At 47.5% G+C, this 22,680-nt stretch carries 17 protein-coding genes; 6 read left to right on the top strand and 11 right to left on the bottom strand.

The features are described 5' to 3' along the window. Positions 1–233: 233 nt before the first annotated feature. The 6 genes from FXV75_RS00815 to FXV75_RS00790 form a co-directional block, all read right to left on the bottom strand. Positions 234–3,362 carry an HsdR family type I site-specific deoxyribonuclease gene (locus FXV75_RS00815; protein ID WP_148830744.1) on the bottom strand — a complete coding sequence of 1,043 codons (3,129 nt, stop codon included), beginning with the start codon at positions 3,360–3,362 and terminating at the stop codon, positions 234–236. A gap of 63 nt (positions 3,363–3,425) precedes the next feature. Further along, positions 3,426–4,427 carry a Fic family protein gene (locus FXV75_RS00810; protein ID WP_148830742.1) on the bottom strand — a complete coding sequence of 334 codons (1,002 nt, stop codon included), beginning with the start codon at positions 4,425–4,427 and terminating at the stop codon, positions 3,426–3,428. Next, positions 4,427–5,476, bottom strand: coding sequence for a virulence RhuM family protein (locus FXV75_RS00805; protein ID WP_148830740.1), 1,050 nt, complete (start codon positions 5,474–5,476; stop codon positions 4,427–4,429). The genes FXV75_RS00810 and FXV75_RS00805 overlap by 1 nt, the downstream gene beginning before the upstream one ends. 1 nt (position 5,477) lies before the next feature. Continuing rightward, positions 5,478–6,656 carry a restriction endonuclease subunit S gene (locus FXV75_RS00800; RefSeq protein WP_148830738.1) on the bottom strand — a complete coding sequence of 393 codons (1,179 nt, stop codon included), beginning with the start codon at positions 6,654–6,656 and terminating at the stop codon, positions 5,478–5,480. Further along, a complete protein-coding gene (locus FXV75_RS00795; RefSeq protein ID WP_148830735.1) occupies positions 6,653–7,693 on the bottom strand; it encodes a YhcG family protein in 1,041 nt (346 codons plus the stop codon). Before FXV75_RS00795 ends, FXV75_RS00800 begins: the two co-directional genes overlap by 4 nt. A gap of 1 nt (position 7,694) precedes the next feature. After that, positions 7,695–9,242, bottom strand: a complete 1,548-nt coding sequence (locus FXV75_RS00790; protein WP_148830733.1) for a type I restriction-modification system subunit M — start codon at positions 9,240–9,242, stop codon at positions 7,695–7,697. A gap of 320 nt (positions 9,243–9,562) precedes the next feature. Between FXV75_RS00790 and FXV75_RS00785 the strand changes: the two genes are divergently transcribed. Continuing rightward, positions 9,563–10,057: a fasciclin domain-containing protein gene (locus FXV75_RS00785; RefSeq protein ID WP_148830731.1), complete on the top strand. Its 495-nt coding sequence runs from the start codon at positions 9,563–9,565 to the stop codon at positions 10,055–10,057. Between the two features lie 76 nt (positions 10,058–10,133). Next, complete coding sequence (locus tag FXV75_RS00780) at positions 10,134–10,397, top strand: EAL domain-containing protein (protein ID WP_148830729.1); 264 nt, start codon at positions 10,134–10,136, stop codon at positions 10,395–10,397. Positions 10,398–10,467: 70 nt separating this feature from the next. Here the strand turns inward: FXV75_RS00780 and FXV75_RS00775 are convergent, their stop codons facing one another. Beyond that, positions 10,468–11,328, bottom strand: a complete 861-nt coding sequence (locus FXV75_RS00775; RefSeq protein WP_148830727.1) for a LysR substrate-binding domain-containing protein — start codon at positions 11,326–11,328, stop codon at positions 10,468–10,470. A gap of 116 nt (positions 11,329–11,444) precedes the next feature. On the opposite strand from FXV75_RS00775, the gene FXV75_RS00770 reads away from it, so the two are divergent. Further along, positions 11,445–12,365, top strand: a complete 921-nt coding sequence (locus FXV75_RS00770) for a DMT family transporter (protein WP_148830725.1) — start codon at positions 11,445–11,447, stop codon at positions 12,363–12,365. A gap of 77 nt (positions 12,366–12,442) precedes the next feature. Here FXV75_RS00770 and FXV75_RS00765 read toward each other — a convergent pair whose 3' ends face one another. The 4 genes from FXV75_RS00765 to FXV75_RS00750 form a co-directional block, all read right to left on the bottom strand. Then, positions 12,443–12,784, bottom strand: coding sequence for a zinc ribbon domain-containing protein YjdM (locus FXV75_RS00765; protein ID WP_148830723.1), 342 nt, complete (start codon positions 12,782–12,784; stop codon positions 12,443–12,445). A gap of 78 nt (positions 12,785–12,862) precedes the next feature. Continuing rightward, positions 12,863–14,926: an EAL domain-containing protein gene (locus FXV75_RS00760; RefSeq protein ID WP_148830722.1), complete on the bottom strand. Its 2,064-nt coding sequence runs from the start codon at positions 14,924–14,926 to the stop codon at positions 12,863–12,865. 6 nt (positions 14,927–14,932) lie between these two features. Beyond that, positions 14,933–16,489 (bottom strand): methyl-accepting chemotaxis protein, encoded by a 1,557-nt coding sequence (locus tag FXV75_RS00755; RefSeq protein ID WP_148830720.1) that lies wholly within the window; start codon positions 16,487–16,489, stop codon positions 14,933–14,935. A gap of 227 nt (positions 16,490–16,716) precedes the next feature. Further along, entirely contained in the window at positions 16,717–17,694 is a 978-nt protein-coding gene (locus FXV75_RS00750) for an IS5 family transposase (RefSeq protein WP_148830718.1), read from the bottom strand. Positions 17,695–18,126: 432 nt separating this feature from the next. Between FXV75_RS00750 and FXV75_RS00745 the strand changes: the two genes are divergently transcribed. The 3 genes from FXV75_RS00745 to FXV75_RS00735 are packed head-to-tail and all read left to right on the top strand — an operon-like array spanning position 18,127 to position 22,612. Then, positions 18,127–19,458, top strand: coding sequence for a DASH family cryptochrome (locus FXV75_RS00745; protein ID WP_148830716.1), 1,332 nt, complete (start codon positions 18,127–18,129; stop codon positions 19,456–19,458). Continuing rightward, positions 19,434–20,999, top strand: coding sequence for a cryptochrome/deoxyribodipyrimidine photo-lyase family protein (locus tag FXV75_RS00740; protein WP_262368425.1), 1,566 nt, complete (start codon positions 19,434–19,436; stop codon positions 20,997–20,999). The genes FXV75_RS00745 and FXV75_RS00740 overlap by 25 nt, the downstream gene beginning before the upstream one ends. Further along, the gene (locus FXV75_RS00735) at positions 20,996–22,612 is read left to right on the top strand and encodes a cryptochrome/photolyase family protein (protein WP_148830714.1); all 1,617 of its coding nucleotides are present in this window, start codon (positions 20,996–20,998) and stop codon (positions 22,610–22,612) included. Before FXV75_RS00740 ends, FXV75_RS00735 begins: the two co-directional genes overlap by 4 nt. The last annotated feature ends 68 nt before the right edge of the window (positions 22,613–22,680 follow it).

Here is a 22,680-nt window from a genome sequence, read left to right as displayed (position 1 = left end):
CTGAGGGGGATTAAAAAGACTGGGTTAGTTTACGCGGTGATGAATGTTAACACCCAGAGTGTGAAAAAGCGGGTTTAGATAAACTAGATGAATTAGGGGAAGCTTGTAAGGCTGCCAGAATATAAGTGATACCGAGACCTTTGCAACGACCCACCTTTTAAGGGTTATTGCGCTACCACCGCCCTCTGGCTTAGCCAAAGGGCGGTTTTCTATTGTAGAACCCCAAGCCCCATTTACAGCGAGCCGCCCACGCCTTTGAATTTCTCAACAAACGCAGCAACACGCTGAAACACCGTTTGCTTCTGGGTTCGGTACTGTGGGTTCAATGGGCTGAGTTTGGGTAAGGCGTCGTTGAGTGCAGTGCCGTTTTCAGAGGCGTATTCCCGTTTGAGTGATGAGGCAATATAGCGTTTGGCCGCATCGATATTGAGCTTTTCAGAGGCAATAATGGCCTCGACTTCGCGCTTCTGCTCCGCCTGAGCGAATGTGAAGAAGGCGTCGATGATACTGGCTTTGTCGTTGATGTCGTCAAGGTTGGTCTGCTTGATAAAATCCACGACCAAACTCTCTTTCGCTCTATTACCAAGACTACCGCGGATCATGCGACGAACTTCTTCAATCAAACCGTCTTTGCTCTTGTTCTTCTTATTGTGATCAAAAATCAGTTCAAGAATGTAATCGAGGTTGATTTCTTGGGATTTAAGCAAATCAATTTCAAAGACCACATCGTCCCAGTCTACCGTTGACTTATCTTTGTCCTGACCTTCTTTATCGCGTCGTAACCAGTCACGGGTATCGTTGTAAGTAGAGCGATAATCTTGGACAGCACGCTCGCTCGGCATCTCGATGGCTTGCATTGTCTCGATGTCAGTATCGTCCAAGTAGTACTTGACTTTGAACGCGTCAACCGCTTGTTCATCACTGGTATCTAAGCTTTGCAGTGCCTTTAAACCGGCAAACTCATCGTAGTTTTGTAAAATATTTTCCGCTTTTAGGTAGTCACCAAACAGCTTGGCAAAGTCTTTCTTATCTTGTTCTTTTTCAATGTTCTCTGGCGTCGGAAAGCGTGCTTGCAGCTCTTTTACGATATCAACAAAACCTCGACGCGCTTGGCCTGTCGCAATGTCGTTAAAGCCTTCCATGTATTCTTTGTAGCTCTTCTCCAACACCACGTTTTTGGTGTTTTTGTCACCAAACAAAGTGATGGCGTCAATGGTTGCCTGCTCCAAATCACGGAAGGTAACAATATTGCCAAAGGTCTTGGTTGCATCATAAATGCGGTTAGTGCGAGAAAACGCCTGCATCAAGCCGTGATAGCGCAAATTCTTATCAACAAACAAGGTGTTAAGCGTCGGTGCATCAAAGCCCGTTAAAAACATCCCCACCACGATGAGCAGGTCTATTTCTTGATTCTTAACCCGCTGGGCAAGGTCACGGTAGTAATTCTGAAAGCCATTACTGTCCACGCCATAGTTAGATTTAAACAGGGCGTTATAATCCGTGATCGCAGCACTCAAAAACGCTTTCGCACTGCTGTTCATGGCACTGACTTCAAAGCTCTCATCTAAAATATCACCAATGGCGTCCTGCTCTTCATTGGCCGCAAATGAGAAGATAGTGGCAATGCGCAGAGGTTTACTTGTGGGTCCATTCTCAGCCTCGGCCTGCAATGTTTTGAAGGTTTCATAGTACGCTTTCGCCGCATCCACACTGCTGACCGCAAACATGGCGTTAAACCCTTTCGCGCCAGCATAAGCACGATGGGTTTTCTGGTTAAAATGGCTCAAAATATACTGGGCAATTTCACTGATCCGCATAGGGTGCAAAAAGGCTTGCTTGGTTTCAAAGGCACTGAGCGTCTTATCCTCCTGCTCGGTTTCAATGTGCTTAAACTGCGGGCGAACGTCGTTGTAGTCTACTTTGAACTTGAGTACCTTCTCATCACGAATCGCATCGGTGATCACATAGGTGTGCAACTGCTGACCAAACACGTCGCCTGTGGTTTCGGCACCCAAGGCGTTTTCAGGGAAAATGGGCGTACCGGTAAAGCCAAACTGGTAGTACTTTTTGAATGTCTTCTTCAGATTTTTCTGCGCTTCACCGAACTGGCTTCGATGACACTCATCAAAAATAAACACCACTTGCTTGTGGTAAATAGCGAGATCGCTTTCACCTTTGATTAAGTTGTTGAGCTTTTGGATCGTGGTAACAACAATCTTGTTATCGTCTTTATCGAGGTTGCTTTTTAGCCCTGCGGTACTGTCTGAACCGTTCACACTATCAGGCGAGAACCGCTGATACTCTTTCATGGTTTGAAAATCGAGGTCTTTTCGGTCCACCACAAAAAAGACTTTATCAATACAATCTAACTCGGTGGCCAAACGGGCCGCTTTAAAGCTGGTGAGTGTTTTACCTGAACCCGTGGTGTGCCAAATGTACCCGCCGCTTTCCTTATTTTGATTACTAGGAGAGCGCCAATTTTTAGCGTTAAACGCGCTCTTTATCTTCCATAAAATGCGTTCGGTGGCCGCAATTTGGTAAGGGCGCATCACGAGCAAGGTGTTGCTGACATCAAATACCGAGTAACGCAAGATCACTTCAAGCAAGGTCTCTTTCTGGAAAAAAGTCGCGGTAAAGTCTTTTAAATCCATAATCAGCGCATTGTCTGACTTTGCCCAGTTCATCGTGAAGTCGAAGCTGTTTTTGTCGCGCTTAGTGGTGTTGGCAAAATAGCGCGTGTCGGTGCCATTAGAGATCACAAACAGCTGTAAAAACTTGTACAACGAGTTCTCGGCATTAAAACTCTCTTTGCTGTAACGATGTATTTGGTTAAACGCCTCACGGATCGCCACACCGCGCTTTTTCAGTTCGATTTGCACCAAAGGCAAACCATTAACCAAAATCGTCACATCGTAACGGTTGGCGTGGCTTCCCGTTTGTTCAAACTGCTTAATCACCTGCACTTTGTTGCGCGCAGTGATCTTCTTGTCGAACAGGTAAATGTTTTCGATATGGCCATCATCGAAGACAAAATCGAAGATATAGTCACTGTGCACCTTGCGAGTTTTATCAAGACTATTGTCGCTGGGTGTGTTCAGGTATTGCTCGCAAAAGCGCGCCCACTCAGCATCGGTAAACACAACCTTATTCAGCGTTTGTAGCTGCTTGCGCACATTCGCCATCATGGCATCGGGCGTCGTTAACGCGGGTAAATACTCATAGCCCTGATTGCTTAGGTCTTCAATAAGCTCACGTTCTAAATCCGCTTCACTTTGAAAACTTTCGTTAACCTGCCATTCTTTAGTGTATTTATCCAAAACGATAAAATTATTGGACTCTGCCACCGTTTTATACGTCGTCATTCGTTTACATCCTTTTTGGTTAGCCGTGGTGTGTTCCAAAATGGAACCAGCCACGGCGTCGCATTATTCAGTGACTTGCCAATGGCCGGTTTTATCTGAGCCTATTCGGGTTAATTTACCTGCTTTTTGCAGCTTGCTAATGGCACGGCCAATGGTTCTCACGTCTTTATTCAAAGTATCAGCGAGTTGTTGTCGAGTCAGCTCGGGCGTGCTAGTCAGCAAGGCTAAAATAGCCTCAGGCGTTTTAAGGCCCGTTAAATTCAGAAGAGCATTTACAGGGGCATTTTGGCCTTCTTTTTGAGGGGCGTTTACAGAGGCATTTTGCGCAAGTGTTTGCTGAATAACCGACAGCATAAAATGAATAAACGGCGTGCTATCCGCTTGGTTATCCGCCTGCTCTAGGGCGTGATAATACGCTTGCTGATGGTCTTTAATCACACTTTCTAGCGGCAAGGATAAAAACAGCGGATGCCACTTGGACAAAATCAGCGTTTGCCATAACCGCCCCATACGACCGTTACCCTCTGCAAACGGGTGAATACACTCAAATTCGTAATGAAATACACAGCTGGCGATCAATGGGTGGTCTTTTGTTTGTTTGAGCCATTGAATTAAATCCGCCATTAAACCGGATACTTGATGGGCAGGCGGCGCAACGTGGTGCACCACACCGCCTTTGTGGATACCCACGCCTTTACTGCGACATTCACCCGCATTCACGAGAATATCTGACAGCATGAAACCGTGAGCCGTGAGTAAATCGTCAATGGCGCTAGGAGTGAAAGTAGGCAGTGCATCGTAAGCGGCAATCGCGCCTTTTACCTCGGCGAGCTCGCGCACGCTGCCCAGCACAGGCTGACCCTCAACAATGGCAGTGACTTGCTCTTCGGTTAAGGTATTGCCTTCAATGGCAAGCGTGCCGGTAATGGTTTTAATGCGGTTTTGTTTGCGCAGTTGCGGTGAAGCATTGAGCTGGCTGGCGCTTAATTCACCGACCTGCTGGCTGATTTGTGCCACCAGATTTAAAATATCTGTGGTGATGATAAACGGCGGTTGATAAGCCATTAATCTATATCCTTTTTGTTACTTCCATGCCCAAGTAACTTTTTAACTTCGCGATCAAAGTCAGACTCGTACAACTTGTCTTGTATAATGCGGTATTTTTCAAACTCGCTTTCAGCGTGGGCTTTTGCAATAACGGCCGTGACTTTGCCTGCATCTTGCAGCACTTCGCGGTCAGTGGCTTCGATAAAACGATTAAGCCTTAGCTCCCAATCGGCCATCGTCATTGGGATTTGCCTTAATGCCATATCTTCTGCCAAATCAAGATAGGCACTGACCAACCGTTGTAGTTGTGCAATTTCATTATCAGTCAGGTAATTCTTAGCAATACTGACATCAAATGTCTGAATTTTACCTTGAGGGGCGGCTTTCCACGAAGTTAGCCCCATATTCTCTTTTCCCGCATCTGCACGATGATAAACAACTTCAGCGGCGGTTTGACCATGAATCGCCCAATGCAATTTATTTTGCACCGTGGCGAAAAAGCGCTTGGTGACTTGCCCTGTCACATCATAGTCGATTGCGGTAGCGTAAATATCAGTCATTTTTTGGTAAAACTTGCGCTCACTTAGGCGTATTTCACGAATGCGTTCTAGCTGCTCTTCGAAATACTTTTTGCCCAATATCGACCCATCATTTTTTAGACGTTCATCGTCCATGGCAAAGCCTTTGATGGTGTACTCGTTAAGCACCTCAGTCGCCCATTTACGAAATTGCACCGCACGCTCGGAACCCACCTTATATCCCACCGCAATAATAGCGCTTAAGCGATAGTGCTGTGTTTGGTAGTTTTTCCCGTCATTGGCAGTTATCCGGAATTTCCGGATAACTGCGTCAGCGACCAATTCGTTATCGGCAAACAGGGTTTTTAAGTGCTCGCTCACGGTACGCACATTCACATCGTACAAAGCCGCCATCATTTTCTGGCTTAACCAAATATCCTCATCGGCATAAATCGCTTCAACGCCACCTTCACCCGTAGCCGCAATAAAGGTAAGGTACTCGGCAGCCGAGGAGCGCAGTGCGGGTAAATCCGTTTTATCCTTGCTCATATCAGGCCGCCTCTTCAGGCTTAGGGAAGCTCAATAACAGATCACGGTAATACTCGTATTGCTTTTGGCGTAACTGGATTTCGCGGGGGAGACCTTCTTTAATAGAACAGGTCAAAGCATCAAACTTATCCAATATAGCCACAATGCGTTCTTTTTCTTTTGGGGCTGGATTTGGAATATTTATACTTTCCAAGTTCTTCTTATTCAACTTTGGTTGGGCTGCTCCAGAAATGTAAGGAGTTAGGTCGATACTATTCAGATAGTATTCAACGTACTTTCTCTCCGCGTAAGTTTCAAATTTAAGCACGTGAGCATGATTGTTTACCCATGTTTTACCACTAATACTAAATGCTATAGGCGTATTACGGGCTAATAGATTTGCGCCATCCTCAGAGACTAATAAGTAATCACCGTCAAATATGTAATCCTTGACATAATCGACGATACCAGATGCACCGTAGTATGGAATTTCGCCAGATTCTCTCAGACCACTGGTTATAGGCTTACGCTTTGAGTCCAGATTTTCTGCAAGGTCACCCAGCGTCTTCCACTCAACTTCGCCATCTTCAAAACTCAACAACTGGTCGCGGTAGTAGTGGTATTGTTTTTTGCGTAGGTTAAGCTCGGCGGTCAGCTCGGCGGTCAGCTCGGCGGTCATTTTGGTAAATGCGTCCAGAATGCGGACGATTTCAGCTTGTATTGCCAGCGATTTTTCTGGGTTATCTGGGCATGGAATGGGGACGAGAAATTTATCCGTATCTGGCGTTGCAATTTGAGGCATTTGCATTCGGCTACCGATGCCTTGAAAGTACCGTTCATGCAATTTCAAAAAATGGTATATGAATTTTATGTGGATCGAATTACTGTCCGAGTAATACGACCACATCTCATTTTTATGTGAGAACGGCTTTTCGTAATATTCGAACTCAATCACTCCACGGGACTTTACAATAATCGAGGGCTCTCGATTTACATTCTTTTCAGGTATGTCTTTAAAATCCACGAAGGCAACAGTTTTACCTCCAGCAAAGATTTTCAACGGTGCTCCATCCTTGTGAAGGATTTTCATCTGCCCGGCTGTTATTTTTGTTCCTTTAGTACGTACCAGAACGTCTTTCAATGGCAGCCACTCAACCCTTACCCCATCCAACAGCTTTTCCATGTAGCTTAAATGGCTCATTGTGCTTCTCCCTGCAATTCGCGCTCTAGCTGTTCAATACTGGGCAATTTGCTCTCCAGCACGTCGGGCAGGGCTTGCTGTAATTTGTATTCGGCAATGCCCATGGCTTGACTTTTGTCGCCTAGGGCGTATTCGGCCACCACTTTGTCTTTGCTTTTGCACAGCAGCAAGCCGATGGTGGCGTTGTCTGGGTCGGTTTTAATTTGCTTATCAATGGCGGTCATGTAAAAGCTCAATTGCCCTAAATGCTCGGGTTTAAATTTTCCGGTTTTAAGCTCTATCACCACATAACAACGTAATTTGAGGTGATAAAACAACAGGTCAATAAAAAACTCTTCTTCGCCTACTTGCAACGGTACTTGGCGACCCACAAACGCAAAGCCTGCGCCTAGCTCTAACAAAAACTGAGTAACGTGTTGCACCAAGGCGTTTTCAATTTCACGCTCTTGGGCGGCTTCGCTTAACCCTAAAAAGTCAAAGCGGTAGGGGTCTTTAATCGATTCTCGGGCAAGGTCGGATTGTGGCTTGGGTAAGGTTGCCGCAAAGTTAGTGACGGCTGCCCCTTGGCGCTGGATTAAGTTCGATTCTATTTGCATGACTAACACATTGCGCGACCAGTTGTTTTCTATAGCTTTTTGCGCGTACCAGGTGCGTGAATCGGTATTATCGAGCTTATCTAAGAGCGCCAACTGGTGATACCAAGGCAATTGTGCAAGCAGCGCTTGCACAAATTCGACCTGTGGCCACGCTTCGGCAAACGCGCGCATATACTTTAGGTTGCGCGGTGAAAAGCCTTTCATATCGGGGAATGCCGTGCGCAAGTCATGTGCCAGCCGTTCAATCACTTTGGCACCCCAGCCAAGCTCAGCTTGGCGGGTTAAAATGTCTTGGCCAATTTGCCAATACAGCAAGACTAACTCTTGGTTTACCGCCAGTGTGGCGCGTTGTTGCGCACTGTGGATTTTTGTTTTTAGATCGCTTAACCACTCGCTGTAGCCTGCGGGGGCTTGGCTTAAAGAAACGGGTTTATCTGCCATGCTAAACGCCTTCTATTTCATTGACTATGCGGTCAATATCAGTACGAAGCTGATCGATTTTGCCGACGGTGGTTTTTAGATCTCGATTGAGTTCAGTAATGTTTGTGACTTCACGGGTGTCTTTCGCTTCCACATAGCTGCTGACGGATAGGTTGTAATCGTTAGCGGCGATGGCATCCAAGTCAACGGATTTGGCAAGGTATTCCACGTTGTCTTTGCTGGCAAAGATCTGAATGATTTGCTCAATGTGTTCGTTAGTCAGGGTGTTGTTGTTGGTTTCTTTTTTAAACAGGCCGCTGGCGTCGATGAACTGGGTGGTGGTGTCCGGTTTGTGTTTCGACAACACCAAAATAGTGACGGCGATGGTGGTGCCGAAGAACAGGTTAGGTGCCAGTGAAATCACGGTTTCGACGTAGTTGTTATCAATCAGATATTGGCGGATTTTTTGCTCAGCGCCGCCACGGTAGAAAATACCGGGAAAGCACACAATGGCCGCTCGGCCCTTGCTGGATAAGTAATTCAATGCATGGAGCACAAAGGCAAAGTCGGCTTTTGATTTGGGCGCCAGCACACCAGCGGGGGCAAAGCGATCATCGTTGATTAGGGTTGGGTCGTCGCTGCCAATCCATTTCACCGAATAAGGCGGATTTGAGACAATGGCATCAAACGGTTTGTCGTCCAAAAAGTGTGGCTCAATGAGGGTGTCGCCCAATTGCATATTAAACTTGTCGTAGTTGATGTTGTGCAAAAACATGTTCATCCGCGCCAAGTTGTAGGTGGTGTGGTTGAGCTCTTGGCCAAAAAAGCCCTCTTCTATGATGTGCGCATCAAAGTGCTTTTTGGCTTGTAACAGCAAGGAACCCGACCCCGCCGCAGGGTCATAGATTTTATTCACGCTGGTTTGGCCGTGCATGGCGAGCTGCGCAATCAGCTTAGACACGTGCTGAGGCGTGAAAAATTCGCCGCCGGATTTGCCTGCGTTGGCGGCGTAATTGGAAATAAGAAATTCGTAGGCATCGCCAAACAAATCATTTTCGTTCTCTTCAAATTGAGTAATGCTCAGCCCTGCAACGCCTTTTAACACGGCGGCAAGGCGTTTGTTTTTGGCCTCTACCGTGTTGCCCAGTCGATTACTGGTGGTATCAAAGTCCGCAAACAAGCCTTTGATGTCTTTTTCTGAATCGTAGCCATTGGCGGAATTTTCAATCGCCGCAAAAATAGCGGCTAAGTCGGTATTTACATTTTCGTTCTTGTGCGCATTGGTCGCCACATTGCTAAACAGCTGGCTCGGAAACAAAAAGTAGCCCTTGGTTTTAATGGCATCGTCTTTAGCAAACTGGATGTTTTCATCCGTGTCAGACATGGCCGCATAATCAACGCTGTCATCGCCGCCAGTGATGTACGCCTCAAAGTTTTCGCTGATAAAACGGTAGAACAGCGTACCCAGTACATATTGCTTAAAATCCCAGCCATCTACGGAGCCTCGAACGTCGTTGGCAATGGCCCATATTTGGCGTTGAAGGTCGGCACGTTGTTGTAAACTTGTCATAGATTACTTCCTAATAAAATACGCTTTTTTAACCCATAAACAGCAGGTCAGGTTACATTGTTTTGATCACGCAACGATAGCAAATTTCTGCGGTGACCGTTGCTTATTCTTGCGTTGTTGGGCGATGGTTTTCACTGTGGGTGGTTGAGTGACGGTTGCGCCTTGCGGTGGAAAAACTCACCACGTTTGCCTCAGTATTCCCCCTAAGAAACGATGACCATTTCTTGCACAAATCAAGCGATTTAACCTAATCCAAACGCGAATCCGCCCTCGTAACTATGTTGGTTATCTAAATTGCATTCACTATAAAGGAAAACATCATGTTAAAAAAACTTGTTGCGTTACCACTTATCGTTGCTAGCTTTATGTTCATGTCTGTTGCTCATGCTGATCATCATGGAATGAAAAAAGATATTGTTGATGTTGCGGTTGAGAATGGCTCTTTCAATACGTTAGTCGCGGCGGTACAAGCCGCAGGGCTCGTTGACACACTAAAAAGCAAAGGGCCGTTTACTGTATTCGCGCCAACGGATGCGGCGTTTGCAAAGTTACCAGAAGGCACCGTAGCCATGCTGTTGAAGCCTGAAAACAAAGACAAATTAGTCGCGGTATTAACGTACCATGTTGTCTCTGGCGCGGTCATGGCGGCGGATGTTGTGACTATGGACAGCGCGCCAACGGTGCAAGGTCAGTCAGTGGCGATTAACGTCGATGGCGGCAATGTGATGATCAATAATGCCAATGTTGTTTTGCCCAACGTGAAAGCGAGCAATGGCGTGATTCATGTGATTGATACGGTATTGTTGCCGCAATAAAATACACTACAACGGTTTATTACTGGCATTTTTTATCGGCTGATCTTCCGTTAAACCCCATCTATACAAGCATCACATCAACCGCCCTCTGGCTTACCCAGAGGGCGGTTTTTTTTACAACACGCCATCTCATGCGTCAATCTCCATTTTACGGGCCTTCTTGGATTTAGCCCAAGCGTTGGATCTTGAGACAATCGCTGAAGGCGTTGAGACGAAAGAGATGGAAGAAGCACTGTTAAACATTGGTTTTACACAAGCTCAAGGGTACTTTTATGGTAAGCCAATGACAGCAGCAAAAGCGCTCGAGTTTATACAAAGCGGGCAACAAGTTACACATTGATACGGGGGCTTCCCTTTTCGAAAACACATTAGATGCCGTTATCAATATATCCATTACGCATCCGTTGGCCTTAGTCCAAAGTGTAAGGTCTTAATGCACTTTCCACAAACGCGCTGATCGCGCTGGAGGGGTTGTCTTTACGGGAGATCAAGTACGTTGGCGCGTGGGCAATATCTTCTTCTACCGTACGATATACTAGCCCTTGTGTTTTGTGTAATGACAACAAAGAACGCGGCACCATCCCCATGCCCATCCCTGCGATCACACACCCTATCATGGTGTAGTGACTGGGGATTTCGATCACTTTTTCGCACACTCGGCCTTGGCGCTTCAGCCAAGTTTCTAGCCGGTGTCGATAGGAGCAGCCTTTACTGTAACCGACCATGGTAAGCGATTTTGGTAATGTCGCCATGTCTTGCCAAGCCGAAGGTAAAATAAGTACCAGCTCTTCATCAAAGCAGGGCGTCACGATAATGCGCGGGTCATCCGGTGGGTCCGACGCCATCACCACATCCAGTTCACCATCCATTACCTTGTTAATGAGTGGCATAGACGCGGCGGTCATCAGCTCGATTTGTACCGACGGGTAGGTTTTATGATAATGCGCAAGAATGCCCGGCAGCCGGGAAGCGGCGCAGCTTTCCATGGACCCTAAACGCAATAATCCTGCCGGCTCGGCATGGGTCAGCTCGGCAATGGCACTTTTTTGCAATTGAAGAATTTTGTCGGTGTAGTCCATCAGCCTTAACCCCGCCGATGTCACGGATAAACGGTTGTTTTCTCTTAAAAAAAGATCGATTTTCAATTCGTTTTCTAGTTTTTTGAGCCGGGCCGTTACGTTCGATGGCACTCGATTTAGAGCGACGGCGGCGCGGGTTACCCCCTTGTGCTCAACCACGGCTTTAAAAACAATTAGGTCTGAAATTTCCACTGGCTCGCCTCCGTATATTTTCATTAATTATGAACGTGTTGTTCTCTATTATTCATTATTAATGAATAATAGACAGGGCTATACTGTCAAAAAGACAACCACAGAGAATCATAATTATGCCTCACTCCACGACCCCTTCTCCCTCACTGCCCCTATCAGGGTTTGCTTATGCGTTGGCGGCTGTCGCCATTTGGACGGGGTTTATTTTGGTCTCAAAAGCGGGCGCGCTTGCGGCTTTGGCATTGCCAGACATGATGATGGTGCGCTTCGGGACCGCTTTTGTATTGTTCTCCCCTTTTATTTGGCAACACCGAAAAACCATTGTGCAATGGCGGATGTGTGCGTTGGGCGTTATTGGTGGTTTGGCGTATGCGCTGTCGGTGTTTAATGGTTTTCAGCACGCGCCGGCCACTCATGCCGCCCTGTTGTTACCCGGTTTAATGCCCATTATGATTGCGATTTTTGCGTATTTTTTGGCCAATGAGCGCCATTCATTCACGTCTTGGCTCGGCATTTTTATCAGTAGCCTTGGTATTCTTGCCTTACTCGCGGAAACCTTGCTTGCGGATGTGTCTTATTGGTTGGGCGATGCAAGCTTTGTGTTGGCCTGTGTGTTTTGGGGGATTTTTACCGTGTTGTTGCGTCGCTGGAAGTTTGCACCTTGGCACGCGACTTTGGGCATTATTACGGTGACCACGGTTGCATTTGCCCCTGTGTATGCGTTGTTTTTGCCTCACCAATTGGGCGAAGCCTCTTGGGAAATGATCGGTCTGCAAGCGTTTTATCAAGGGGTAATGGCGACCACGGTACAAATGGTGTTTTATGGCCGCGCGGTACACTTGCTAGGGGCGACGAAAATGGGCGCTTTAATGGCCTTGGTGCCGGTGTTTGCCAGTGTGATCGCGGTACCACTGTTTGGCGAGCAATGGACAATAGGGTTAATGGTTGCACTGGTGTTGATTCTTACAGGAACCATTGTCGGCAATGTGTCCGTCTCGGCATTACGCGCTTACCGTACCAAACCCAACCGCTCTTAATACCAGTCGATCGTTTCAGTCACACCGTTAGCAAGGTCGCGCCCGTCCATGATGGGCGCGACTGAAAAGCTCAAACACTAAACGGATGATTTTTTCACAAACTGGGATTTCAACATCATTTCACCACCGCCATCCAGCTTACAATCGATGTCGTGATCGCCATCAATAAGGCGTTTGATCGTGGCTTTGGTACCTATTTTCAGCACCTGAGACGAGCCTTTTACCTTTAGGTCTTTCGCCAAGGTCACTTTATCGCCTTCTTGCAATAGATTCCCGCCCATGTCTTTGATAATGAGCGCGTCCGCGTCCACAACCACCTCGTTTGGGTTCCATTCATGGGCGCATTCTGGACACATAAGCATGGCTTGGTCTTCATAGACATATGCGGAATCGCATTTTGGGCAATTAGGGAGACTCATAGTGATGACAACCTTTTAACGTAAACAAAAAATGTGGCGCATTATACCCTTATTTTTCATGCGTGTTTACATTGCTCATCACGAATAACCGATATCTTGATGGTAGGTTTCGATCCACTGGGATAGATTTTGTGCCGGTATGGCTTTGGAGTAGTAAAAGCCTTGGCCATAATCGCAGCCAATTGAAGCCAAGAAATCTTGCTGTGCGGGGGTTTCAATGCCTTCTGCGGTGACAGTAAGATGGAACGATTTCGCGATGGAAACAATCGCTTCGAGCATCAAACGCCCGCTTTTATGGGTAAATTCGTTAACAAAACTACGATCAATTTTCAGGTTATCAAGCGAAAGTTTGCCCAAGTAACTCAGCGCGGAATACCCTGTGCCAAAATCATCTAAGCAAATGTTTATCCCTGCATTACGTAATACCTTACCATTTGCTTTCACCTGATCGCCAATGGTTAATAATGCGTCTTCGGTGACTTCCACTTCAATAGAAGCAGGGTCTAGGCTACGACGATGAATCCCACTGATCAGCTCATCAATGATGCACTTAAAAGCAAAGTTTCTGGCGGAAATATTGATCGCGACAGGCGTCTGCGCGGTAAACAACAATGGGTAATCTTGCACAATCGACAACGCTTTGTGGATCACGCATTTATCCAATTCAAACAGCAAGTTCAACTCTTGCGCGGTTTCAATGATCTCCAAGGGCGAAATGTACTCGTATTCCTCCGTATGCCAGCGCATGAGCGCTTCATAGCCGACCAGACGACGCGTCTTTAGGTCCACCTTAGGCTGAAAATGCACATCTATTTCGTTGTGTTTAAGCGCATCGATCAAGACCTTTTGCAGGCCTTTTTTACGCATCGCGGCCGCATGAATCGATTCATTGTAAGACGACGAAAATACAGCGTGTTGATGGGAAAAGGTGAGCGCCATTAGGGCTTGTTCTGTGACATCACCGAAGGTATCTCGATCCACTTTGTAACAAGCGGTTCCGATGCGAATTTCAGAACTAATGTCACCCACCGTGCGCCTTAGTTCTGCCTGTAACTCGGCGAATTTTTGCTCAACTTGCACACGGCGCGTCTCTAAATCAGACATCTCAACAATCAATAAAAAACGGCTTGCTTTAATACGACAGCAATAAAGATAGTCGATGTGATCTTCCAGCGAGCGCGCCAATTCTTCCAATGTATTGTCCGCCAACACTTCCCCATTCAGCATACGAATACGGTCGAAGTCGATGAGTTCAAACACCATAAAACAAAATCTCGTGTCCTTCGAGACCTCATCGTCTACCTGGTGCTGTTCAAACAAATGTTGTACATAATTGAACTGTGGCAACTTAGTCACTGGGTCGAAGTTTTTGAGAAAAAAGGCCTCATTCGCGGCCAATACTTTCTCAGACACATCAATGCCGACGCCTTGCACATGGTGCCCATGATCGTCTTTTATTAACTTAAACCACCACTCTACCTCCGTGTGGCAAGCGGTATTTTCCATCATCAAGGACACTTTCACTTCATCTGAAAGCCCGTAATGCGATAAGGAAAGCAAGAGTCTGGCTTCATTTTTTGATGGCTCCGCCACACTGTCTAAAAAATTATCGCCTGAGGTGCGGTTCTCTAAAAATTGCTGCGTAAACGATCTATTAGACAAAATAATGGCGCCGTCTAACTGCAGACGAACAATAAAAAGCCCTTCGGAGTCGAATAAATTTCTGTAGCGTATGTCCACTCGTTCAAGCTGTTGAACCACTTTTTTGTACTGGGACAAATCATGGCAAATGCCGACAAAAGACACCTCGCCGCCTGGTGTCTCGGCGCGACCAACCGATAAGTGCATGTGAAAAAGCTGGCCGTTTTTCTTCATGGCGGTGACTTCACGCCCTTTACCAATCACCGACCCCTTACCCGTTAACAAGTAATTACTAAGGTACCCATCGTGTTGATCTGCGTCTTTTTTGGGCATAAGAACAGAGATGTTCTTACCGATCACCTCGTCTTTACGATAGCCAAAAAGCGCTTCCGCCGCTGGAGAGAACGACTGAATAACGCCTCGACTGTTGATGATGATAATCCCATCGGCCGCTGCGTCGAACAGCGCCTTGTAGAGGGGAGTTTCTTCGTTTATGCCCATAATGGCTTATCTAAACCTTTTCACTAATTCATACAGTGCTTTTGTCGCGTCTGAAGATCGACCAATAGACGCTTCGGTGCGCTCCATTTCTTGGGTGTTCTCTTGACCCAGTTCGGCGATTTTCAGTACCTGATGGCTGCTTTCTTCAATCACGGCAGATTGCTGCTGCGTGGTCGCTGCCATGTGCATAGAGCGAACAACGATTTCCCCCACCGCCAGGTCTACTTCTTTTATTAATTCATCTTCAAGGGCCACTTTATGAAGGCTGTCGTTAGACAGTTCAACGCCCTTTTCAGCTACCGTAGACGTGGCTTTAACGCCGTTGAGCAGATCGTCGATAGCGGTGTCTATTTCTTGCGTTAAGGCTTGAGTCTTGGACGCCAAATGCCTCACTTCGTCAGCGACCACCGCAAAACCACGGCCATGCTCACCAGCGCGAGCAGCTTCAATCGCCGCATTAAGGGCCAACAAGTTCGTTTGTTCGGCTATTTGCTCTATCAGTTTAGTCGATGTGGATATTTTTTCCGCCAAAGACGACACATTATTGACCGACGCCCCAATGCCCATCACGGTTGTATTAAGCTGCTCAATCGATAACTTGGCTTCATGGCCTGCGAAGGTAGCGCGTTTGGTAATCTCGGAGGCGGTGTTCGCGAACTCCGCGGTTTCCGTCACATAACGCGATACCTCTGCAATGGTAGAGGACATTTCAGTCATCGAGGTGGCCATCGAGTCGGTTTCTTGCTGCTGATGAATGGTTTTCTTTTTCGCATTTGAAATCGACTGATAGGACACTCGCATTTCTTTTTCAACTTGCGACGCGCCGTTTTCAATACGGGTCAAAATGGTACCAAGGCGGGAATGCAAACTTTTTATACCCACGGAAATATCCCCAATAGACGAGGTTTGATGGGTATAGGTGGCCGTCGCAACCGGGTGCTTAAAGGCCGCGCGACCTAACTTGTGCTCTAAATAGCTTAAAAAGATACCTTGACGGGATTTTAAAACCACCACATACAACAGCAAAACAGCGATCAATAAATAAGACGCGTATTCAACCGACCCCCATAACGCCATCGCCAACACGCTGATTATCGCCAACGCAATGGCGCTGTACTCTGCGGTCATCATCTTGACGAAACTAACGGCGGATTGATGATTGTTCATGCGGGCATAAAGAGACTCAGCGCGCGTAACGTCGTCTCTGTTCGGACAGGTGCGAACCGACTCATACCCCACCGTTTTGCCGTCTTCTGTGATGGGCATCACATAGGCGTCAACCCAATAAAAATCGCCATTTTTACAGCGGTTTTTCACCAAACCCATCCAGGGCAAACCCGCTTTAAGCTGGGACCACATCACCGCAAACGCCGCTGGCGGCATATCGGGATGACGCACCAAATTATGAGGCTGGCCAACTAATTCCTCTTTACTGTAGCCACTCACGTCAACAAACGCCGCGTTACAGTCGATGATGTTTCCCTGTAAATCCGTCACAGAAATAAGTTTGACGTCTTTCGAAAATGTTCGTTCTGTCGTGGTAACGGGGAGATTTTTTTTCATACTGTCTCAGCGTGTTTATGAATGTTAGGTAAAAAAAAACGGTTAAATAACATCTAAAAAGAGACCTTTGCATGAGCAGTCGATCTAGCCATATTGCTTGCCAAAGGTCTTTTATAAAAAATTCAATCAACGTCTTTATAGAAAACGGTCAACATCGTTAAAAATCAGTGCTCTTTAACTCATAAAAATGCCCACATAGTCCACTTGGACGGACTTTACTTGCTATCTCAGCATTCTCGTTGGATACGAAACGCCCGTTTTAGGTTGTAAGCCATACAAATTAAACTCACCCTAGCCTGATTGCGAGCCCGTCCTAGATAACGCGCTTTACCTAACCCATAGTGCAATTTCATTATCCCAAAGACATGCTCTACACGGGAACGAATACTGGAAAAATAACGGTTTTGCTTTTCTTGATCCTCGTTAAGAGGTCTATTACGATAAGCTCGATGGATAATGCATTCTTTGACCTTTTTTTGCTTCAATAACCTGCTGTGCTGGGCACTTTTGTACGCACTGTCTGCATACACTTCCCGCTCATGACCAGTGAGTATCGATTCAAATGGAATCGAATCGTGAACATTGCCTGCCGTGAGCATGACTTCTTTGACAAAACCATCCTCATCCACATTTGTATGGGCCTTAAAACCATAGGTGGTTTTACGTTTTCCATCGCTGCTTTGCTTAACGCTATAGCCTGCTTCTGGGTCTTGCGTGTTTTTACCCTCAGCATTCTTACGAGGACGAGCATTCTTCGCTTCTATCACGCTGGCATCTATGATGCTTATCTCACCTTGTTTGATGATCAGACTTTGTTCGGCTAACTGGGCATTGATCTCGGTCATCGCTGCGTCTAGTAATCCGTTTTTCTCTAGCAGATTACGGAAACGCCAAATTGTACTGTGGTCGGGAACGCCTTGATCTAGGCCGACACCGACAAACCGGCGAAATAATAAGTCGCGAGCCAGTGCTTTTTCCAGCGCTGGGTCACTTAGGTTGTGCCATGATTGCAATAACAAAGCTTTAAACATCATCAACGGAGGCCAAGCGCGTTCACCTTTTGTACGGTTGTGAATGTCACAGAATAATCGCTCAATGCAGGACCAATTCAACAAGTCATGAATCTCGTCAAATTCTTCAATAAACCGATTCGATGCTTGCAGCGCATCGGCAAAGCTCTGTTGTTTTAACTCTTTCCACGCCATTTTTTGATTGCTCTTCTTTGCTTTTGGTTATTATCTCATAGGATCGAAGGGGATTATTCGTGCAAAGGTCTCAAAAAGTAACGTTTCGTTATCAATGCACGTTACTTCAGCGCAATATAAAAGAAAACAATTATATAAAAAATAACAAAAACTTATATCAGTTTAGACTATTTTTACCATTTCATTGACGCAAATCATTTTCTTTGAACAAATAAAGTGGACACATTGGGTACATTTCGATTATTTGGTTTCAAAAAATTTCACATGTATACAAAAAATTACATATCTGTTTTGTCCCTGCACGGTCTGATAAGACAACCCATTTAAAACACCTCAAAAAAACATCTCAAAAAAACAGAGTCTTCTCGCACTAAACCAATTTTCCTTTTAATACGTAAGCATTAAAATTCACCACGTAGTAAGGCGATAACGATGAAAATAGGCGTAATTTGGTTTGGAGAGGATTTACGTTGTGCGGATCAAGGCATCTTGTGGCGAGCAGCACAAGAAGTCGACCATGTGGTGTGCCTCTATTGCGACGAACCGCATAACCAGCGCCCAAGTCGCTACACCACCCAAGGCATGTCGGACAACCGTCGACGCTTTTTACAACAAGGGCTAGACGACCTTGCTGCACAATTAAAAAACCTTGGGCAAACCCTGTATGTCAGCGCGTTAGACGCCGTCACCAGCTTGACACTGTTATTGAATGAAGTGCCCATTTCGCACCTTTATCGCAATCATCATGGCGGCTGGGATGAGCAGCAAGCACTTAAACGCATCGCCACCGCCTTCCCTGATGTTCGGCTACACATTGACCACGGTTTGAGCCTTTTTAAGCCTTCTCAGCTGCCTTTTGACCCGGAACAATTACCGGTGTCTTTTTCAAAATTTCGTCGTCTCGTCGAAAACATCGACCTTGCCACCTTGCTACCCGCTATTCCGTCGCTGCCACCTGAGCCCGTCTTTGCGATCCAACAAGTACCCCCTTGGCCGCCCACCTCGTTAAACCGTCGGCTGGACGAAAACAGCCCATTTACTGGGGGCGAACAAGCGGCGATAGACCAGCTCAGTGACTACTTTTCGACCAATCTCCCCCAGCATTACAAAGAAACACGCAACGAGCTCGACGGCTGGGAGAACTCCACCAAATTTTCGCCTTGGCTGGCGCAAGGCAGCGTGTCACCACGACAAATCAAAGCCAGCTTAGACGTCTATGAAGGTGACCACGGCGCTAACGACTCCACCTATTGGATTTATTTTGAACTGCTCTGGCGCGAGTATTTTCATTGGTACGCCACACGTTATGGCAAGCAGCTGTTTCTCGCTGGAGGCTTATCAGGCAAACCGGCACAAGGCAGCTACTACGCAGAACGCTTTCGTAAATGGAGCCAAGGCAATACCCCTTACCCGATCGTGAACGCTTGCATGAAACAACTCAACGCGACGGGGTTTATGAGCAATCGCGGCCGTCAAATTGTCGCCAGTTGCTTGATCTACGAACTCGGCATCGACTGGCGCTACGGCGCGGCGTACTTTGAAGAACAGCTTGTAGACTACGATGTAGGCTCAAATTGGGGCAATTGGCAGTACATCGCCGGCGTCGGTGCCGACCCTCGCGGTGGCCGTCATTTCAACTTGAAAAAACAAACGGAACAATACGACCCTAAGCAGCGCTTCATTAACAAATGGCAAGGGCAAGATTTTGACTCGCAACTCGACTCGGTCGACGCGGCCGATTGGCCCATTTACCCCACCCCATGACCGACTCGGCTTTTTTAGCGCCCGCTCCAGTACCAGCCACACCACACACTCCGGTGGTGGTCTGGCTCAAGCGTGATTTGCGCCTTACCGACCACGCGCCGCTGTTTAATGCGATTGCCCAGCAGCGGCCTATTATTTTGCTGTACGTATTTGAACCCAGCCTTCTTACTGACCCACATTACGACGAGCGCCACTGGCGCTTTGTGTGGCAATCCCTCACTGACATAAACCGACAACTGGAACCGCATGGTGGCGGCGTGCATGTTGTCATGGATGACGCGCTCAGTGCACTGAGCAAACTGCACCAAGACTCACACTTTACCCAACTTTTTAGCAGCGAAGAAATCGGCCTCGGCATCACTTTTGATCGCGACCGACAGGTCAAAAAATGGTGCCACCAGCATCAAGTCGACTGGCAAGAATCGCCCACCGGCGCGGTGATCCGAGCGTTAAAAAACCGCATTTCATGGGATGACGAATGGAAAAAGGTCATGCGCGCACCGCTGGTTGACATCAAGCTCGATCAGATTACCTGGTTTGATCTTCCGAGATCCTATCCAGAGGTGTCTATTCCTGAGTCGTGGAAAACGCCCCAAAAAGGCATGCAAACCGGTGGGCCAACGCTGGCTTGGCGCACCCTAGACAGCTTTTACGATGGTCGCGGTAAAGACTATTATCGCTCTATTTCCAGCCCTCTCACGAGCCGCTCGGCTTGCTCTCGGCTCTCGCCCTATTTGGCTTGGGGCAACATCAGCCTGCGTGAGGTGTATCAAGATTTGTTGTCTCGCTGGCAAACCCAAGGTTGGCGACGCACATTGATCGCCCTTAGCTCAAGATTGCATTGGCATTGCCATTTTATGCAAAAGTTCGAAAGCGAATGCGCCATGGAATTTCGCCCCGTCAATCGCGCCTACTACGATTTTCCTCACCGTCGCGACGCACAGGTGCCAGCGGATTTACTGGCGTGGCAACAAGGCCAAACCGGTTATCCGATGATCGATGCTTGCATGCGCGCCCTACACGCCACCGGCTACATGAACTTTCGCATGCGCGCCATGATGGTGAGCTTCTTGTGCCATCATTTGAACATCGACTGGCGTTTGGGCGTCCATCATTTGGCGCGTTTGTTTTTGGACTTTGAACCGGGCATTCACTATCCACAGTTTCAAATGCAAGCGGGGGTGACCGGCACCAACACCATTCGCATTTATAATCCCGTCAAACAGGCGCAAGACCAAGACCCTGACGGCGAGTTCATTCGTCGCTGGGTGCCTGAATTACAAGAAGTGCCCGCGCCGCTGATTCATGCGCCGTGGGAAATGTCGCCCATGGAAGAAGCCCTCTACCAGTGCCGGCTTGGCGACGATTACCCCGCGCCCATTGTTGCGCTGGCCGAAGCCGGTAAAGCTGCGCGCGATCGGCTCTGGGGCTACCGCCAAAATCTCGATGTAAAGAAAGAAAAACAACGCATTCTAGCCACTCACGTTCGTGCGCCAAAGCGCGCTAAATCGGCCAAAATATCCTCAAAAGGCGACTCATGACTCAATACCACACGCTTCGCGTTATTCTGGGCGACCAACTCAATGCCGCTCATTCTTGGTTTCGCCAAAAAGACGACGGCATTTTGTACTTAATCGCCGAATTGCACCCCGAAGCCACCTATGTGAAACACCACGTGCAAAAGTTGTGCGCGTTTTTTCTCGCCATGGAACGCTTCGCCGACGCTTTAAAAACCGCCGGCCATCAGGTCTGTTATCTCACCCTTGATGAAACAATGAGCGAAACAATCAGCGAAACAATGGACGAAACACGTGACGGAACCGCACCCCAGTCTCACGAGCAGGTGATGTTATCGATCGCTGCTCAGCACCAAATTGCCCGCATTGAATTGCAACGCCCCGACGAATACCGTGTGCTGCAACACTATCAGGCACTAATCGACAATCACGGGCCTGAAAGCGCGAGCGCTTTGTCTGTAAGCATGGTCGATAGTGAGCACTTTTTGCTGCCATACGATGACATCACGCGCTATTTCAAACCCAGCGCCACGGTGCGCATGGAAAATTTTTATCGCAAAATGCGCCAGCGTTTTAACATTCTCATGGCCGATGAAAAACAACCCGAAGGCGGCCAATGGAATTACGACAGCGCCAATCGCAACAAGCTCAAAGCGCAAGACATCGCGGCAATTCCCGAGCCTCTATGCTTTCAACATGATGTGACCTCGATTTTGGCGCGTCTCGAACGCCACCACATTGCGTCGATCGGCAAAGCGGAATCTTCCCTTCTGTGGCCCGTTACCAGCCACGATGCACTCACATTACTGGCGTATTTTTGTGCGCATTTATTGCCAAATTTTGGTCGTTTTCAAGATTCAATGACCAGCAAAACACCCCACAGCTGGAGCCTTTATCACTCGCGCTTGTCCTTCGCGCTGAACAGCAAACTCATTAGTCCTAAGCACGTCATCAAAGCGGCGGTGACCGCCTATCGAGAAAACGATGAGATCGACATTGCGCAAATCGAAGGTTTTGTGCGGCAAATTCTTGGGTGGCGCGAATACGTGCGCGGCATGTATTGGGTCAATATGCCGAATTACCAAGAACAAAACGCCCTCAACGCCGAACGCACCTTACCCAGCTACTTCTGGACAGGCGACACCAACATGCATTGCCTTTCCAGCGCCATCGGCCAATCCCTCGACTACGCCTACGCCCATCACATACAGCGCCTTATGGTCACCGGCAACTTCTGTATGCTCACGGAAATCCAGCCCAAGCAAGTAGACGAATGGTATTTGGGGATTTATATAGACGCGCTCGAATGGGTGGAACTGCCCAACACGCGAGGCATGAGTCAATTCGCGGACGGTGGCTGGATCGCCTCCAAACCCTACGCCGCCAGCGGCAGCTATATTCAAAAAATGAGCGACTATTGCGGCTCGTGCCATTACAAGGTGAAAGAAAAAACCGGCGAATTGGCCTGCCCACTCAACAGCTTGTATTGGAACTTCATGGTGAAACATCGAGAACGATTAGGCAAAAATCCACGCATTGGGATGATTTATGGCAACTGGGACAAACAAAGCGACGCGCAAAAACACGCTGTTTTGGACAGAGCGAATTGGTGCTTAGAGCACCTCGACGACTTGTAATGTGTAAACGCCGCCAAGTTCACCCTGCGGATCGCTTTCCTCGGTAACCTAGATTAACCAAAAGATTG

This window comes from Marinomonas sp. IMCC 4694 (genome assembly GCF_008122525.1).
GTDB lineage: Bacteria > Pseudomonadota > Gammaproteobacteria > Pseudomonadales > Marinomonadaceae > Marinomonas.
The sequence above is the reverse complement of the archived record's forward strand: the minus strand, read 5'-3'. Positions and strand labels throughout refer to the sequence as shown.

Coding starts and splice junctions, on each gene's coding strand:
- FXV75_RS00815 (WP_148830744.1), bottom strand. CDS start 3,362: ATGACGACGTATAAAACGGTGGCAGAGTCCAATAATTTTATCGTTTTG.
- FXV75_RS00810 (WP_148830742.1), bottom strand. CDS start 4,427: ATGGCTTATCAACCGCCGTTTATCATCACCACAGATATTTTAAATCTG.
- FXV75_RS00805 (WP_148830740.1), bottom strand. CDS start 5,476: ATGAGCAAGGATAAAACGGATTTACCCGCACTGCGCTCCTCGGCTGCC.
- FXV75_RS00800 (WP_148830738.1), bottom strand. CDS start 6,656: ATGAGCCATTTAAGCTACATGGAAAAGCTGTTGGATGGGGTAAGGGTT.
- FXV75_RS00795 (WP_148830735.1), bottom strand. CDS start 7,693: ATGGCAGATAAACCCGTTTCTTTAAGCCAAGCCCCCGCAGGCTACAGC.
- FXV75_RS00790 (WP_148830733.1), bottom strand. CDS start 9,242: ATGACAAGTTTACAACAACGTGCCGACCTTCAACGCCAAATATGGGCC.
- FXV75_RS00785 (WP_148830731.1), top strand. CDS start 9,563: ATGTTAAAAAAACTTGTTGCGTTACCACTTATCGTTGCTAGCTTTATG.
- FXV75_RS00770 (WP_148830725.1), top strand. CDS start 11,445: ATGCCTCACTCCACGACCCCTTCTCCCTCACTGCCCCTATCAGGGTTT.
- FXV75_RS00765 (WP_148830723.1), bottom strand. CDS start 12,784: ATGAGTCTCCCTAATTGCCCAAAATGCGATTCCGCATATGTCTATGAA.
- FXV75_RS00760 (WP_148830722.1), bottom strand. CDS start 14,926: ATGGGCATAAACGAAGAAACTCCCCTCTACAAGGCGCTGTTCGACGCA.
- FXV75_RS00755 (WP_148830720.1), bottom strand. CDS start 16,489: ATGAAAAAAAATCTCCCCGTTACCACGACAGAACGAACATTTTCGAAA.
- FXV75_RS00750 (WP_148830718.1), bottom strand. CDS start 17,694: ATGGCGTGGAAAGAGTTAAAACAACAGAGCTTTGCCGATGCGCTGCAA.
- FXV75_RS00745 (WP_148830716.1), top strand. CDS start 18,127: ATGAAAATAGGCGTAATTTGGTTTGGAGAGGATTTACGTTGTGCGGAT.
- FXV75_RS00735 (WP_148830714.1), top strand. CDS start 20,996: ATGACTCAATACCACACGCTTCGCGTTATTCTGGGCGACCAACTCAAT.